The organism is Paenibacillus sp. FSL R7-0345 (assembly GCF_038595055.1).
Taxonomy (GTDB): Bacteria; Bacillota; Bacilli; order Paenibacillales; family Paenibacillaceae; genus Paenibacillus_AQ.
The window spans coordinates 3,784,783-3,800,235 of sequence record NZ_CP152002.1; the positions used below are offsets into that span (position 1 = coordinate 3,784,783).

16 protein-coding genes and 2 riboswitches are annotated in these 15,453 nt (G+C 50.7%); of the genes, 1 reads left to right on the plus strand and 15 read right to left on the minus strand.

From position 1 onward, the window contains the following. Positions 1 to 44: 44 nt before the first annotated feature. The 8 genes from NST84_RS15965 to NST84_RS16000 all read right to left on the minus strand — a co-directional run bounded on the left by NST84_RS15965 (position 45) and on the right by NST84_RS16000 (position 6,295). Positions 45 to 1,181 (minus strand): zinc-dependent alcohol dehydrogenase, encoded by a 1,137-nt coding sequence (locus NST84_RS15965; protein ID WP_342561171.1) that lies wholly within the window; start codon positions 1,179 to 1,181, stop codon positions 45 to 47. Between the two features lie 99 nt (positions 1,182 to 1,280). After that, the gene (locus NST84_RS15970; protein ID WP_342566453.1) at positions 1,281 to 2,105 is read right to left on the minus strand and encodes a VanW family protein; all 825 of its coding nucleotides are present in this window, start codon (positions 2,103 to 2,105) and stop codon (positions 1,281 to 1,283) included. A gap of 17 nt (positions 2,106 to 2,122) precedes the next feature. Continuing rightward, positions 2,123 to 2,644: a cysteine hydrolase family protein gene (locus NST84_RS15975; RefSeq protein ID WP_342561172.1), complete on the minus strand. Its 522-nt coding sequence runs from the start codon at positions 2,642 to 2,644 to the stop codon at positions 2,123 to 2,125. Between the two features lie 323 nt (positions 2,645 to 2,967). After that, entirely contained in the window at positions 2,968 to 3,690 is a 723-nt protein-coding gene (gene queE / locus NST84_RS15980) for a 7-carboxy-7-deazaguanine synthase QueE (RefSeq protein ID WP_342561173.1), read from the minus strand. Continuing rightward, the gene (locus NST84_RS15985; RefSeq protein ID WP_342561174.1) at positions 3,683 to 4,165 is read right to left on the minus strand and encodes a 6-carboxytetrahydropterin synthase; all 483 of its coding nucleotides are present in this window, start codon (positions 4,163 to 4,165) and stop codon (positions 3,683 to 3,685) included. The genes queE and NST84_RS15985 overlap by 8 nt, the downstream gene beginning before the upstream one ends. Further along, positions 4,165 to 4,824 carry a 7-cyano-7-deazaguanine synthase QueC gene (queC, locus tag NST84_RS15990; RefSeq protein WP_342561175.1) on the minus strand — a complete coding sequence of 220 codons (660 nt, stop codon included), beginning with the start codon at positions 4,822 to 4,824 and terminating at the stop codon, positions 4,165 to 4,167. Before queC ends, NST84_RS15985 begins: the two co-directional genes overlap by 1 nt. A gap of 30 nt (positions 4,825 to 4,854) precedes the next feature. Beyond that, entirely contained in the window at positions 4,855 to 5,355 is a 501-nt protein-coding gene (gene queF / locus NST84_RS15995) for a preQ(1) synthase (RefSeq protein WP_342561176.1), read from the minus strand. A gap of 77 nt (positions 5,356 to 5,432) precedes the next feature. After that, positions 5,433 to 5,476, minus strand: a riboswitch (PreQ1 riboswitch). A gap of 78 nt (positions 5,477 to 5,554) precedes the next feature. Then, complete coding sequence (locus tag NST84_RS16000) at positions 5,555 to 6,295, minus strand: ZIP family metal transporter (protein ID WP_342561177.1); 741 nt, start codon at positions 6,293 to 6,295, stop codon at positions 5,555 to 5,557. 183 nt (positions 6,296 to 6,478) lie between these two features. Between NST84_RS16000 and NST84_RS16005 the strand changes: the two genes are divergently transcribed. Then, on the plus strand, positions 6,479 to 6,820 hold the full coding sequence (locus tag NST84_RS16005) for a hypothetical protein (protein WP_342561178.1): 342 nt from the start codon (positions 6,479 to 6,481) through the stop codon (positions 6,818 to 6,820). Between the two features lie 86 nt (positions 6,821 to 6,906). Here the strand turns inward: NST84_RS16005 and murB are convergent, their stop codons facing one another. The 7 genes from murB to NST84_RS16040 form a co-directional block, all read right to left on the minus strand. Continuing rightward, positions 6,907 to 7,818 (minus strand): UDP-N-acetylmuramate dehydrogenase, encoded by a 912-nt coding sequence (gene murB / locus NST84_RS16010; RefSeq protein WP_342561179.1) that lies wholly within the window; start codon positions 7,816 to 7,818, stop codon positions 6,907 to 6,909. A 156-nt stretch (positions 7,819 to 7,974) separates the two neighbouring features. Then, positions 7,975 to 8,793, minus strand: a complete 819-nt coding sequence (locus tag NST84_RS16015; protein WP_342561180.1) for a (2Fe-2S)-binding protein — start codon at positions 8,791 to 8,793, stop codon at positions 7,975 to 7,977. A 40-nt stretch (positions 8,794 to 8,833) separates the two neighbouring features. Then, complete coding sequence (locus tag NST84_RS16020) at positions 8,834 to 9,640, minus strand: ABC transporter ATP-binding protein (RefSeq protein WP_342561181.1); 807 nt, start codon at positions 9,638 to 9,640, stop codon at positions 8,834 to 8,836. Between the two features lie 195 nt (positions 9,641 to 9,835). Then, on the minus strand, positions 9,836 to 11,653 hold the full coding sequence (locus NST84_RS16025; protein WP_342561182.1) for an APC family permease: 1,818 nt from the start codon (positions 11,651 to 11,653) through the stop codon (positions 9,836 to 9,838). 135 nt (positions 11,654 to 11,788) lie between these two features. Beyond that, a riboswitch (cyclic di-AMP (ydaO/yuaA leader) is annotated at positions 11,789 to 11,948 on the minus strand. A gap of 227 nt (positions 11,949 to 12,175) precedes the next feature. Next, a complete protein-coding gene (locus tag NST84_RS16030; RefSeq protein ID WP_342561183.1) occupies positions 12,176 to 12,607 on the minus strand; it encodes a disulfide oxidoreductase in 432 nt (143 codons plus the stop codon). After that, positions 12,607 to 13,359, minus strand: coding sequence for a thioredoxin domain-containing protein (locus NST84_RS16035; RefSeq protein ID WP_342561184.1), 753 nt, complete (start codon positions 13,357 to 13,359; stop codon positions 12,607 to 12,609). Before NST84_RS16035 ends, NST84_RS16030 begins: the two co-directional genes overlap by 1 nt. Before the next feature lie 92 nt (positions 13,360 to 13,451). Then, entirely contained in the window at positions 13,452 to 15,353 is a 1,902-nt protein-coding gene (locus NST84_RS16040; protein ID WP_342561185.1) for an ATP-binding protein, read from the minus strand. Between the last annotated feature and the right edge of the window lie 100 nt (positions 15,354 to 15,453).

The following is a 15,453-nucleotide window of genomic DNA, read 5'->3' on the forward strand; positions in this document are numbered from 1 at the left end:
CCCGCCGGAAATACCAAGCGGGCTGTCCTTATCCATTCTGGCTGTTACGGCTTCAGTATAACCTTGATGCAATCCTCTTCCTTCTCGCCAAATATCTTGTAGGCATGCTCCGCTCTGCTGATCGGCAGCTTATGGGTGATAATGTCAGTAGGATCGAATTTCTTCTCCTTGATCATCTGATAAAGCTGCGGCATGTAATGGATGACCGGAGCCTGACCCATCTTGAGGGTAATATTACGCTCAAACAGATGCCCCAGCGGGAACATGTTGTAGTTCAGGCCATATACGCCGATAAGCTGGATGGTGCCGAACTTGCGGACAACCTCCGAGGCAATCCGGAATGCGCCAAGCGCCCCGCCCTGGAGCATCAGCGCCGTCTCCACCTTTTCCACTACAGTCTTCTTGGCATCCAGGCCGACACAGTCGATAACGACATCTGCTCCCCCGCGTGTAATCTCCTTCATATGCGATTCAAAGTCTTTGATCTCTTCAAAATTGAATATTTCCACATTATTGGTCAGTTTGGCATGATTCAGCCGGTACTGCACATGATCGACGGCAATGACCCGGGCAGCGCCCTTCATCCAGGCGAATTTCTGGGTCAGCAGCCCGACCGGACCGCAGCCGAGCACGATAACTGTATCTCCGGGTTTAACACCGGCATGCTCAACGCCCCACCAGGCAGTTGGTACAATGTCAGACAGGAAAAGCAGCTTTTCATCCTCCATCTCCGCATCCTCAGGAACCACAAACGGTCCGAAGTTACCGTACGGCACCCGCAGCAGCTCTGCCTGTCCTCCCGCAAATCCGCCGTACGAATCGGAATAACCGAGCATACCGCCGGTATCCTTGGCATCATTCGCATGATCGCACTGGCTCTCCATCTCATGCTGGCAGAAATAACAGTGTCCGCAAGCAACATTAAACGGAATGATGACCCGGTCGCCTTTTTTAACCCTGGTTACATCAGGTCCCACTTCTTCGACGATCCCCATCGGCTCATGTCCGATTACATAATCATCATGCATGCCCGGAATTTCACCGTTATAAATATGCAGGTCAGAACCGCAGATAGCCGTTGAGGTTACACGGATGATGATATCGTCCTTTTTCTCCAGCCTGGCATCGGCGACATCTTTGACTTCCACTTTCTTCTTCCCTTGGTACGTAACAGCTCTCATGATGAGAACCACTCCTTTGAAAGTAGAGTAATAACAAACCTATTATGTTATAACCCCAAATTCCTCCGGATTATCCCCTCAGCCGAAAGTTTGTACGCGTTATTGCGATATTCCATCCGCTCCGGCTGGCGGATACAGCAGCGGGGAATACATCATCAGGGCATGATTTTCCGCTACAGGCTCATCCCCGGCCAGTTCTCCGCTGCGGGTCAGCATTCTGCGCCGGATCTTGTTGCTGCGGACATATCCGCCCCATGGTTCCAGACTGATGACATGATCCGCCTCATACACTTCATAGTTGTACAGCGGCTCACTATCACACCGCCATTCCCCGTGCAAAAATGTATCGTCAAGGTTCAGCTTCAGCTGATAGGTCTGCTCCGTATGATTCGTCAGCTGGAGGTCAAGGTAGTTATATGCGCAGGTAGCACCGCTGCCAAACGGCTGGGTGCGCCGTTCGTCCGGAAATACGTCATAGCTGTGGCGGTGCCGCTCTGTCACGGTCAGCGGGGTGTGCAGCGCCATCCAGTAGATCAGATTCGACAGCTGGCACAATCCGCCGCCTGTGCCGGTGCGGAAACCGCCATAGAATAACACCATCCCGTCCAGATAGCCTTTACGGCGGGTCGGCTTGCCGATACTCCGCCAATAGGAAAAGGTTTCGCCCGGACGGATCAGCAGCCCGTCCAGCCTGCGGACAGCAATCGTCAGATTGGTGATTTTATTGTACTGCAGCTGCATGTCTACATTACGCAGCTTCCGCAGCAAAGGGGTTGCGTGACCTGCGGCTGAATACGTGAGCGTATCGCTGCTGAAGGTCTTGGCCCTTTTGCCGGAGCGCGTCAGCCACTGCAGGTATCTTTTACAGGTGAAATACCGTTTTCCGGCAAACAACCTCAATCTGGAACGGCGGACGGGCTTCATTGCCGCTTTGGCCCGGCTCAAGGGAAGGTAATCTCGTCTGCATGGCGCAGCTTGGCGAATCTCCCCCCGAGTAACCCATTATGATGCCGTACAATCTCTTCCCCGCTCCAATTTCCGTTATCAAAGGTACTGTTCGCATCCTGTACCAGTGTATTGCTGTAGCCCATGCTGTAAGCACGCCGGCAGGTTGTATCAACACAGAATTCAGTCTGCATCCCGCAGATAACAAGCTCTGTTATCCCTTGCCGCTGAAGCTCTTCATGCAGCACAGTACGGTGAAACGCATCCCAGGTCGGCTTTTCCACAATGATTTCGCCTTCCTGCGGCGTGATCCGGCTGCTGATCTCCCAGGTAGGGAGCCCTTTGGTATATTCTTCGTCTTCCGTATGCTGGATATATACTACAGGTGCTCCGGCCGAGCGGGCCTTCCCAAGCAGGGAAACAATCCGGTCCATTACTTGCTCCCCGTCATAGAGACTCATTCCTGGATAAGAGAACATTGCTTCCTGAACATCAATAATTAGCAGTGCTTTAGTCATTTCTAAATTCCTCCCTGTTAAAAATAATCCTGATTTCGTTTAATAGTGAATAACCAGCGAATCCGTTTAATGATGCTTATTATCTTGCTGATGCTGTAAGAGAGGTGCCTAAAGAATCTCTAAAGGACTACAAACGGTACATCAGCCATATCTTCAGGCATATGCTGTAAATGTCAGTCAGCAGCAGGCTCAAAGGCTGAAAATTCAGATTATCCCAATACTCCCACTATCTATCTTAACATGTTTATTGTTTAAAAGATCAGCAAAAAGAGGCGTCTTACGCCATCATCAGATGGTGTAAGACGCCACGTAAGTCCATGCAGCTATTTTCCCCGCTTGTTATGCCAGATCAGTGCGTGCAGCTGCGGCAGCACCCGCACCCGGTTCATGTCCGGATCGGCAATCACCAGATTGAACAGCCATTCCAGCCGTCCAAGCAGGCGTCCGGAAATATCCCCCGGCTCTGTAACATTATCATTCCCGGGCTGCAGGTACAGCTGAACTCCCGGATAACGCTGGTGCACCATTTTGGCATAGGCATAATCTTCTTCATTGAAGACCACAACCTTCAGGCTGTGTGCCCCTTTGCCCGGCACCTTCAGCTTCTCCAGAATGCCGTCCAGTACTGCCCAGTCTGTCTTCATGCCGGAGCTTGGCGGTTTAGGGCTGATCGTTAATGCATCGATCTCATAAAACCAGTCCTGCCAGCGGCTGCCCTGGGTCTCGATCGCAGCCTGAATGCCGCGCTCATGCAGGAGATCAACAAACTGCCCCATGCTGTCTCCTAGCAGGGCCGGGTTGCCGCCGGAGATCGTCACGGAATCAAAGTTATTGCCGGCAAGGGCAAGCAGCTCGTTCATAATCTCCTCAGGCTCCAGCATCCGCACAATATCCTTGGCTGATCCGTCCCAGGTAAAGGCGGAGTCACACCAGCTGCAGCGGTAATCACAGCCGTAGGTGCGGACGAACATCGTCTTCACGCCAATAACGGCACCTTCACCCTGAATGGTCGGACCGAACATTTCAATTACCGGAATTTTACTCACAGTCACAGCCTCCATGCATCCGGTAGGCCGGACCGTCATCCGGGAGGTCTGCAGCCAGAACTTCCGCCCAGGAGGTTGGTGTCTCCCACAGCTTTACCGAATACAAAGGCAGATCCGCCAGCTTCAGCCAGTAGGCAATGTACGCAGACATGTTCTCTACAGTGGTACGGAAGCCGAGCAGAGCTACTTTGGAACCTGTCTGTTTCAAGGTTTCCAGGACAGGCTCGTTGCCCATCGCCAGAAAAGCATGATCCAGCCGGTCCACCAGCTGCTGCTGTACGGTCGCTTTGATATCACTGAAATCAATCACAAACCCTTCATCGGAGTGGCCGGCTTCTGTCAGCGGCTTGCCTTTAAGCATAACCTCCAGCTTGTACGTATGCCCGTGCAGATTACTGCATTTTCCTTTGTGGCCGATCAGCTGATGCGCCGAGTCAAAGGTAAATATTTTACAGACCGTTACTTCCCCCAGCATTACAGCACCGCCTTCCGCTCTGCCACATACTGGTCCAGCCCGCGCTGGCGCAGCAGACAAGCCGGACAAGTGCCGCAGCCGCTGCCGATAATACCGTTATAGCAGGTCAGCGTATGCTCACGGACATAATCGAACTGGCCGAGTTCATCGGCGAGCTTCCAGGTTTCTTTTTTATCGAGCCACATTAGCGGGGTGTGAATAACGAACTCATAATCCATCGACAGGTTAAGCGTCACATTCAGTGATTTTACAAACACATCCCGGCAGTCAGGATAACCGCTGAAGTCGGTCTGGCACACGCCGGTGATAATATTGGCATAGCCCAGCTGCTTCGCCATAATGGCGGCAAACGACAGGAACAGCAGGTTACGCCCGTCCACGAATGTGCTCGGCAGCTCCCCGTCTTCCCCCGCTTCAATTGCAATATCATCCCGGGTAAGCGCGTTTGGCGCCAGCTGATTAAGCAGGCCCAGATCCAGAATATGCTGTTTCACGCCGAACGCAGCAGCAATCTTCTTCGCTACCTCAATCTCCGCCGCATGCCGCTGGTTATAGTTAAACGTAACAACCTGAACCTCATCGAAATGCTGTAATGCCCATGCGAGGCAGGTTGTGCTGTCTTGTCCGCCGCTGAATACGACGAGTGCTTTTTTATTCATACGATTCCTCTCTCCTCCCATGCCTTCCGTCTACCGGTTGTCCACTTTTTCAGGATACAGGTCATGATTCATCAGCCGGTGTCCGGCCATCGCCTCATACTTGGTTCCCGGACGCCCCCAGTTGCAGTAAGGATCAATGGAAATGCCGCCGCGCGGTGTAAACTTGCCCCACACTTCGATATAACGCGGATTCATCAGGGAGATCAGATCATTCATAATAATGTTGACACAGTCCTCATGAAAATCGCCATGATTGCGGAAGCTGAACAGGTACAGCTTAAGTGACTTGGATTCCACCATTTTGATATCGGGAATGTACGAGATGTACATCACGCCGAAATCCGGCTGCCCGGTTACCGGACACAGGCTGGTGAACTCCGGACAATTGAATTTGACAAAATAATCGCGGCCGGGATGCTTATTATCGAATGATTCCAGCACCTCCGGATCGTATCCGAAATTATACTTGGTTCCCTGGTTACCCAGCAGGGTTACCTCTGGCATTTCCTCTTTCAGTCTGCCTTCTGACATGACAAAAAACCCCTCTCTTTTCCCCCGGCTTGCTGCCGGAAATAGGAAAGAAGAACGAGATTTCGAAAACCTGGCTCTACTAAATAGTTTTTTATAGAGGGAGTTTGCGAACCTCTCCTGCGCTGGTGCACAGAATTCTTCTTATGCTTGTTAGCGCCTTGAACTATACCATGTTTTGCAGTCTCCTGGCAAGCGGGCCTTACAGATGATCCAGAACCAGCGAGCACAGCATTCCCAGCGCGGCAGCCAGTCCGGTCAGCGGTCCACTATCCTCATAGGCTTCGGGCATCATGGTGGAAGAAACCATGGCAATAATACCTCCTCCGGCAAAAGAGGCAATCAGCGCTGTCGTATAATCATTGGCATGATCCATAAACGCATAGCCTGCTCCTGAAGCTGCTGTTGAAATAACCAGTACGCCGAGCCAGAGCATTATCACTTTGCTTTTGCTGTAACCGTCCTGCTTGAGTCCGGCCGTACTGGACAGCCCCTCCGGAATATTGCTGAGGAAAATGGCGATCACCAGCAGCAGGCTCACTCCCTTACCGGCAATCAGGCTAGCCCCGATCATGATCGACTCAGGTATGGCATCCAGCACGGTTCCGGCGAATATCGCCAGACCGCTTCCGCTTTGCGGCTTTGCGTTTTTCTCCGAACGGACCGAACGCTTCCTTCCTGATCCCCCTTTGCGGGAGATGTACCAGTCAAACAGGGTAAACACCAGGGCACCGGCAATAAACCCGATAATGGTCGGAGCCAGTCCGCCGTCATTTGCGGAATCATCCAGCAGCTCATAGGCGGCAGCTCCAATCAGCACCCCTGTTCCGAATGCCATAATGAAGCCGATCAACTTGGCGGGAATCCGCAGAAACAGTGCCGCCAGCGCACCAATCAGTACGGCCGAACCCGATACTGCTCCCCATAAAAGAGCATTCCACACTAACGTCACCTTCTTTTGTCACCAGGAATTGCGTTCTATACGCATAACCATATTGTACACTTCAAAAGCGCTGCGCAAACACCCGTGACAAATACTGCAGACCAGGTTATAAAGGATGGATTCAATTACACATAAAAGGGTAACTTAAAATATAAACTGCTATATTAAGGATGGGATCAGCTTATGGAACAAGCCGTGCAGCAGCTAAAAGAGTGGTTAGCCTCAGAGGCGGATAAAACGATTGTCATTAAAAAGCATGAGCTGGAGGATGTGGACACGGTACACTTCAGCCTGGAGAGTGTGGATTACCGGAGCTCCGAGGATGTCATTGACGATTATCTCGAAGATGCGCTGATTCTTAGAGGCACGGGTCACACGTTAAATGCAGACGGCGAGCTTGTACCCCTGCCGCAACCAAGCTATGAAATTGCCGTCAGCGGCCTGCAGATCCATTCGGCAGAAGCGGACCAAGCAGAGCTGCAGACAGACCGGGCCCGGTATACCATTACTATCGGTGAATCTTAATACAGAAGGGTTCATGATAATAACATGTTCGCTATTTGTATTTAGACAAAAAAAGGAGGCCACAGCTGTATGCTGCGGCCTCCTCTTCAATCTTCCCCGATAATCCGGACTTCCGTCTCCAGATCTACCCCGAACTTATCCTTGACCGCAGCGCGGACATGATGGATTAGTCCAATGTAGTCGTTGGCCGTAGCATTATCCGCGTTTACGATAAAGCCCGCATGTTTGCGGGACACCTCTGCCCCGCCGATTCTTACGCCCTGCAGCCCGCTTTCCTGAATCAGCTGCCCGGCGAACCGGCCCGGCGGACGCTTGAATACACTGCCGCAGGAAGGATATTCAAGCGGCTGCTTCGATTCCCGCAGATAGGTCAGCTCATCCATTTTCGCTTTGATGGCCGCAGGATCTCCCGGCTGCAGGGCAAAGCGCGCCTCCAGCACAATATAATCTCCGCCGGCAAAAATACTGTGCCGGTAACCAAACTGCAGCTCTTCGCCCCGCAGTGTAACGAGCTCTCCGGCCTTGTTAACGGCCAGCGCACTGTGCAGCACATCCTTAACCTCGCCGCCGTACGCACCGGCGTTCATATAAAGCGCGCCGCCTACTGTTCCCGGGATGCCGCAGGCAAATTCCAGGCCCGTCAGCTCCTGCTCCAGCGCATAGGCCGAGGTATCGATAATTTTGGCGCCGCACTGGGCAATCAGCAGCCCGTTCTCTATAGTCATCTTATCCAAAACCGAAGTATACAGCACAATCCCGCGGATTCCGCCGTCGCGGATAATGACATTAGAACCGTTGCCCAGCACGGTTAAAGGAATGTTATTCTTGCTGGCATATGTAACAACACTCTGTATTTCCTCATAGCTTGCTGGTACAGCCAGAATGTCGGCTATACCGCCGATTTGCGTAAATACATAAGTCTTCAGCAGTTCCCGGCTTCTTACCGTTCCGTCCGGAAGAAGCTGCTGCAAATCCTGTTCAATTTGGCTTATATTCATGTTCATGCTCCTTTATAAATCAATACATAATCACGTTATCAGCCTGATTAATGGCATCCCCAACTGTAACAACGAACAGGCTCCCTTGTCAATGACGGGAGCCTGCGGCTGATGCTGTGCTATCGAAGTTTATGCGGCAATTTTGCAAAATATGATCTACGCCTGCCCGGCAGAGGCCGTATTGCGGAATTCTAGCCGGCGCACCGCCCGCTCATCCTCTTTCATCCGCGGACAGGTGTAGCAATAGCTTCCGCCTTCAGTGCGGTAATAAAGGCAGCAGCGGTTACGCATATTCACGGTCTTACCGGGCTCAGCCAGCGATTCGATCTTGCGCACCTGGACATGGAACGGATTTCTCTTCAAGCCGAACACCTCTGCCGGCATTTCTTCGCGAAGATACCGGTAATCTTCCTGCAAAGTTTCCGGCAGGCCTGCAGGAAGATCTCGGGAGGTAAAAACCTCCAGATAATAGTTGAACTTAGTGGGCAGCTGGCCCCAGATTTCGCTTCCGGCAAGGCCTGTGACATGCGATAGCATGGACATCAGCGGAGCAGCCGAATCCCGGTAGAACTGCGTCAGCTGTTCATTGCGCCAGTCTGTCCGCAGCTTGGCGTCTGCAGGAGCCGGAGTGAATGACCATTCGTCCAGGGAGAAGACTACACGCCAATATCCATTAGATGGAATGAGGTGCACAGACAAGTCGGACAGACTGATACCAGGACTGGCAGAATAGACAGAAAGAGCATATTGGACCGCAAGGGCCACATTACCAAAAGCACCGGCAAAATAGGTTGCAGCCACCTTGTCATCCAGTCCTTTGATAAGCGGCCTGTAACACTCGACAAAGGCTCTCATTCCCGCTTCATCCGTCATCTCTGCAACATTAAAAGAGTGCACTGCCCCTTCCGGAATACCGTGGTGCAGATCAAATGTACTGCTGAAATCCTGTATCTGTTGCTGTTGTGCATCATTCATTCCATTTCCTCCTCTGTATGCGTGCCACTTGTTGTTTGTTTTACAATCCTGCAGCCTTATAAGCCGCCAGCTCATACGGCAGGCACAGCGGCACGCCGGTACGCGGATCGGCCACGATATCGCACTCAATGCCGAATACTTTGCGGAGCACATCCGGTGTCATAACCTCAGCAGGAGCCCCTTGGCTGATGACTGTGCCTGCTTTGATGGCCACCATATGCTGCGCATAACGGGAAGCATGGTTCAAGTCATGCACGACCATAATGATCGTGCGGCCTTCCTCCTGGTTCAGCTTCTGCAGCAGCTGCAGCACTTCCAGCTGGTGTGCCATATCAAGGAACGTAGTCGGCTCGTCCAGGAACAGAATATCCGTCTGCTGAGCCAGTGCCATCGCAATCCAGGCGCGCTGGCGCTGACCGCCGGAGAGACGGTCAATCGGGCGGTCATGGAATTCATCCATGCCGGTTACCGTGATCGCATTCGCGATAATTTCGCGGTCTTCCGGCGTCATTGTGCCGAAGCCCTTCTGATGCGGATACCGTCCGTAACTGACCAGCTCGGACACCGTCAGTCCGTCCGGAGCCGTCGGATTCTGCGGCAGGATCGCCAGCTGGCGGGCCACCTCTTTGGTCGACAGGGTATGAATGGACTTCCCGTCCAGCATTACGCTTCCGCTCTTGGGCTTCATAATCCGGGCCATTGTTTTCAGAATCGTAGACTTACCGGAGCCGTTAGCTCCAACCAGCGCTGTAATTTTCCCTGTAGGCAGCGACAGGTTCAACCCTTTGACAATCGTTGCTTCCGCGTACCCGATACTTAGCTGTTCCGTGTTCAAACGTTCTGACATTATCTCCACTCCTTAATAATGGTTGTGATTTTTGGGTATGTATGAATTTCAGTGCCAGGGCAATTGAAATTGTTTATCATTCAACTGATATTGGTTCTCAATTATTATTATCGCAAATATATGAAAGTTGTACAAGAGTGCATAAAAAAGCCGCCCCGTCATCAACGGAAGCAGCTGTTTCTTCATGTCACCTGTCTATTTGTGCAAATGGTAAGGTACTGTCGCTACAACGATATCCTTTTGATTCATCAGATAGGAACGGATGAACAGGCTGGTCTGATTATGCAGAATGGCCTGCCACCAGTGCTTCGTAATAAATTGCGGAATCAGCACTGTAATATGATCCGTTGAAGCGGTTTTCCACTCGACGGTATCAATAAACTTGACGAGCGGACGGATAATGCTCCGGTACCGGGAACGCAGGACAATCAGGCGCACGCCAGGATTCCACTCCTCCCACTTCTGCTCCATTTTATGAATCTCTTCCTCATCAAAGCCTACATATACTGCTACCACATTATCCGTCAAAGACTTGGCATAGCTGATCGAATGCAGTACAGCACGGGTCACACCGGCAACAGGCACGACTACTGTACTTCCTTTAATACAAGGCTTATCGGTTGCCGGGCAAATCCGCAGCTGGTCTGCCGTGTTGAGATAATGACGGTGAATCCGGTGAAACACGAACATAACAACCGGCAGGAAGATGAACGCCATCCATACGCTGGAGAATTTCGTAATAATGAAGATCAGCGTAATAGTGAGCGTAGTCAGCATACCAACGGTATTCACCGCAAATTTGTTCTGCCAGCCCTTTGGTCTTGTTTTGAACCAGTGCACCATCATTCCCAGCTGCGATAAAGTGAACGGGATAAATACACCGACAGCGTAGAGCGGAATCAGACCTTCTGTATTTCCGTGAAAAGCAGCCACCAGCACCGCCGACAGCACACCGAGGAAAATAATCCCGTTAGAAAAGCCCAGCCGGTCTCCGCGGACCATAAAGGCATGCGGCAAATATTTATCCTTGGCAAACATGAAGGCCAGCAGCGGGAATGCCGAGTAAGCAGTATTTGCTGCCAGGAACAGGATGACAGCCGTAATTCCTTGGATGAAGAAGTACAAACCGCCGCGGCCGAAGGTCGATTCGGCAATTTGTGAAACAACTGTGGCTTTTTCATCCGGTGTAACACCGTACCAGTAAGCCAGCAGGGTGATGCCTGTGAACATTACGCCGAGAATAAGCCCCATCATCATCAGGGTTTTGGCGGCATTTTTTTCAGCAGGAGCTTTAAAGTTCGGAATGGCATTGGATACTGCCTCTACCCCGGTCAAGGCCGAACAGCCGGAGCTGAACGCCTTTAGCAGCAGGAACAGGCTGACATTGGATACCGCCGAGCCGATCTCAGGCACACTGGCATGGGCGCCCCCCGTCAAGTATTTAAACACACCCGCAACAATCAGGAAAAAGATCGAGCCGACGAACAAATATACCGGGATTGCGATAAAAGAAGCAGACTCCGTAACCCCGCGCAGATTGACAATAGTAAGCAATATAATAACAGAAACTGCAATAAGCACCGTATGATCATGCAAGCCTGGAAAAGCCGATGTAATCGCGTCCGTACCCGCCGAAGCGCTAACCGCAACAGTAAGTATATAATCTACTAATAAAGAGCCGCCGGCTAACAGGCCGGTAGGAACACCCAGATTGCTTTTGGCTACGATGTAGGCCCCTCCGCCTTGCGGATAAGCAAAAATCGTCTGCCGGTAGGATAAAATGAGTATGGCCAGCAGACCCAATACGGCAAGCGCGATTGGCAATGAGTACCAGATGGCAGTGAAGCCTGCAGCCACCAGTACCAGGAGAATTTGTTCCGTTCCGTAGGCCACAGACGAGAGCGCATCAGAAGACAGGACAGCCAGTGCTTTCACCTTGGATAACTTTTCATGATCGAGTTCATCTGACTTCATCGGACGTCCGATCAATAGTCGTTTTACCTTGCTTACCATTGTTGTAACAGTTCCTCTCTTTGTTAGTTGAACCGGTTATACCGTGCGCTGTTTTCATCGTTTTCATAGGTGAATTTTCATAAATGCAGGCACAAAAATAAGCATACGGAAATGATCCGCATGCCTAGCGCATGGTCATTATCCCACCTTTGCTTACGAGGTTAGCTGGCGGATTCGGGCTGTGGAAAGCCCTACGGTTACAGCCTTTTCGGCCTGTCTCCGATTCACCCCGACGGCCTTGCGGCCGAGTATGGTTCCCCCGATTTCCCTACGGAAAATTCAGCGCGTATTCAACTTCTCACAAGGCTTAATGATAGTCTACAAAGCTTTTCCAGTAAAGCTGTGAAACAAATGAAAAGGAATGAAAAAACATCCAAAACACGCGATTCCAGGACCCGGGATAAGTCGGGCTTTCATTCTCTTGCATTATCCCTCTGTCTCATGGTTTTATCGTGTTTTGGATGTTATTTGTGACAAAAAATTCAGGAAAATTTTATGCTTTAAATTCCGCCTGTCTGCTGCCTATTCCCCGTCCGCATCCTTGCGTCCTGTCCACAATAAAACGGTAATCAGGGTGAAGGCTGTAAGTGCCATTAAAGGGATGGTAATGAAGCCTAAAAGATTAATATAATCCTGATTGCAGGGAACGCCAACTGTACATGGAAGCACCTTGCTCAGCGCAGGAATCTTCTGCTCGGCATAATGGTATATAGAGATGCTTCCGCCAATGATACTTAAAGGTAACACGTACGGAATAATCTTTTTATCCCCGCGATACGTGGCAATTCCCAGCAAAAATAGCTGCGGGTACATGAAGATCCGCTGAAACCAGCACAGCTTGCAGGGCTCATATTTCAGCACCTCACTAAGGTACAGGCTGCCGGCAACAGCAATAATGGAAACAAACCAGGCCAGATACAGACAATGGCGGCGGCAGAAGGCAGAAAACCTCATCACTCGGCAGCCGCTGCTTCAGTAGCAGCCTGGATCTGGGCGTCAATAGCTTCCATGTTAAACGGCTCGTTCACCATTACCCCGTTTACAAATATAGTCGGGGTTGAAGATACTCCGGAGGCCGAGGCTAGCTGAATCTCGCTCTCCACCTGGCTATTATAGGTTTTGTCTTCAATGTCTTTGCGGAGCAGATCGAAGTCGATTGGCAGATTCTCTTTCTGCGCCAGCTCCACCAGGAAGTCTGCAGTCGCCCATTCCTTGTTCTCGTCACCCTGATTAGCATAAAGAGCATCATAGTAGGTCCAGAATGCATCGCTGTTCTGATTATAGACAGACAAGGCTGCGAGGGCAGCGGTTTTGGAATCATCTCCGATAAAGGCCAGGTTTGCAAAATATAAAGCGGCTTTATCCTGATTTACATACTCCTGAACAATCTGCGGCTTAATGACACCTGCGAACTGGGCACAAGCCGGACATTTGTAATCGCCAAATTCGACGATTTTGACAGGTGCATTCTCACTGCCAAGTCTTGACATTTCACTGTAGTTGAATTCAACCGGTGCGGCTGAAGTTCCTGTTGATGAGTCTCTTGCGGCCAGCATAAATAATCCCACAAAAATAATGACAACCAATGCGATTGTCGCAACAATCACTATCAATGTTTTCTTCTTCTGCTGTTCCATCCGCGCTACAAGTTCCTCATTTTTGCTCTTTTGGGGGAGAGCAGCGCTTTTACGTTTGTTTTTGCCCAAGTGAGAGTTCCTTTCTGTCCTGCGGGACAATAAATATAAATCATATAATTTAAAATTATATAATTAAACTTCTCACTTTGGCAAACAAGAGCTTACACGGCTTCCGTTTTTAGCTGCTGCCCCATGGCTTCCCTGCTATAGTCTTTCCCGGCCGACTGGAGTGTAAGCGTGAATATAACCTCAGTTCCTCTTCCAGGTTCTGACTCAATCCGGATCTGGCCGTTCATCAGCCCGACCAGCTTTCTGCAAATCGCCAGTCCCAGGCCTGTACCGGGATATTTCCGGTTATACCCAGCATCCAGCTGGGTAAACGGCTGAAACAGAAGCGGCAGCTTATCGGGTGAAATGCCGATACCGGTATCTTTGATTCTGAATGTATACTCCCCTTGGCCGGCTGGGGAACCGTTGTATCCCACTTCAATAGAGACTTCACCGCCGGGAGTAAATTTAACCGCATTCCCGATCAGGTTAACCAGAATCTGGCGGATTCTCAGGCTGTCACCTTCCACAAATTCCGGAACATTTGCAGCAATCCGCAGCTTCATCCCGAGCGATTTCTCTTTAACTGTGGCCTGGAACAGATCAGAACATTCTTTGAGCAGCTCCTGCAGCGGGAAGGCTTCACAGCGCAGCTTCAAACCGTCAGATTCCAGCCGGGAAAAGTCAAGCACATCATTGATTACACTGAGCAGCGCCTGACTGCTGTTGTACTGCAGCCTCAGGAGTTCCTGCTGCTCCGGATTAACAGTATCCTCTGCAAGAAGCTGGTTGATCCCGATAATCCCGTTCAGCGGTGTGCGGATCTCATGGCTCATGGTTGTCAGAAATTCGCTTTTCATCCGGTCCGCGCTCTCTGCCGCTTCCTTGGCCACAATCAGCTGCTGCTGGAATTTAATAAAGGCAGTGATATCCTCTGCAACTAGGTATATCAGCTTCTGGGTCTCATGAACAAGCGGAAAAACCGTGACGCTGCAGATCATTGTACCGCCGTCTTTCAACCGGATGCCTAACTCAAGTTTGCAGGAGTGCCCGTCTGCCGCCCTTGTTACTGCTTCCTTTAGCATAGCTGTATCCTTTGGAGTGCAGAGAATACTTTTATAATCGCCCAGTTCTTCTTTGCGGTAACCGGTCGTCTGCTGGAGAGAGGGGTTGGTGATAATGATCTTTTTGCGGGCCGGATCGATGCACAGCACCATATCAGGACTGGATTCAAACAAAGCTGTATACCGCTGCTCATTAAAGCTTGCCGAGAACAGCACACGCTGCCGGTCTCTGTACAGCAGAACCAGAACCAGCGTCACAATAAAAAGGAACAATCCGCCCAACAATATGCCCAGGAGCGAATCAGGCAGCAGCGGAACTGTCCCGTTATAATTAAAAGCTCTTGAAGTTGCAAAGGATACACCGGACATTGCAGCATAATGAGATCCGCTTAGACAGGCGGTGAGCACAAGCACTAGCAGCACTTTTTTGAACGTAAACATATTGTAAGGGCCGGTTATCCAGCTTGGTTTGAAGGAAAACGCAATAACCGGAACAATCAGGGCGAAGACAAAAGATATCAGAATGGAGAGCAGATTCTGCTCATACTCACCATAAAATTTCATCGACAGAATGCCGCAATAATGCATAATGACAAGCCCGCCGCAGAACAGTACCCCGCCGAAAGCCAAGAAGAAATGGCTGCGGGTATACGGACTGCTGAACAGCAAAAAAAGCGCATACGAAGCTGCAACCGGGACGATCAGCGATAATAGCAGCAGCGGCAGATCATAGGCTATAGCCATATCCGTCCGCATGGCCCGCATCCCGATAAAGTGCATACTCCACATGCCTGTACCTAGAAAACATGACAGCATCAGGATAAATTTTGGTCCTCTTTTCTCACGGATCAGCCGTTCAGCAAGGTCCAGAGCGGAGAAACAGGAAAGCAGCACTATAATAACAGAAAAGAGCACCAGCAGATCACGGTATTGATCCGGATGTTGCAGCATGCGCCCCTCTCCCTTCTTTTTAATGTACAAATAGTGTATTTACACTACCTTTACCCTCCAAGAAACGGCACGAATCGGCTAAATAATGGTAAATCCTCTC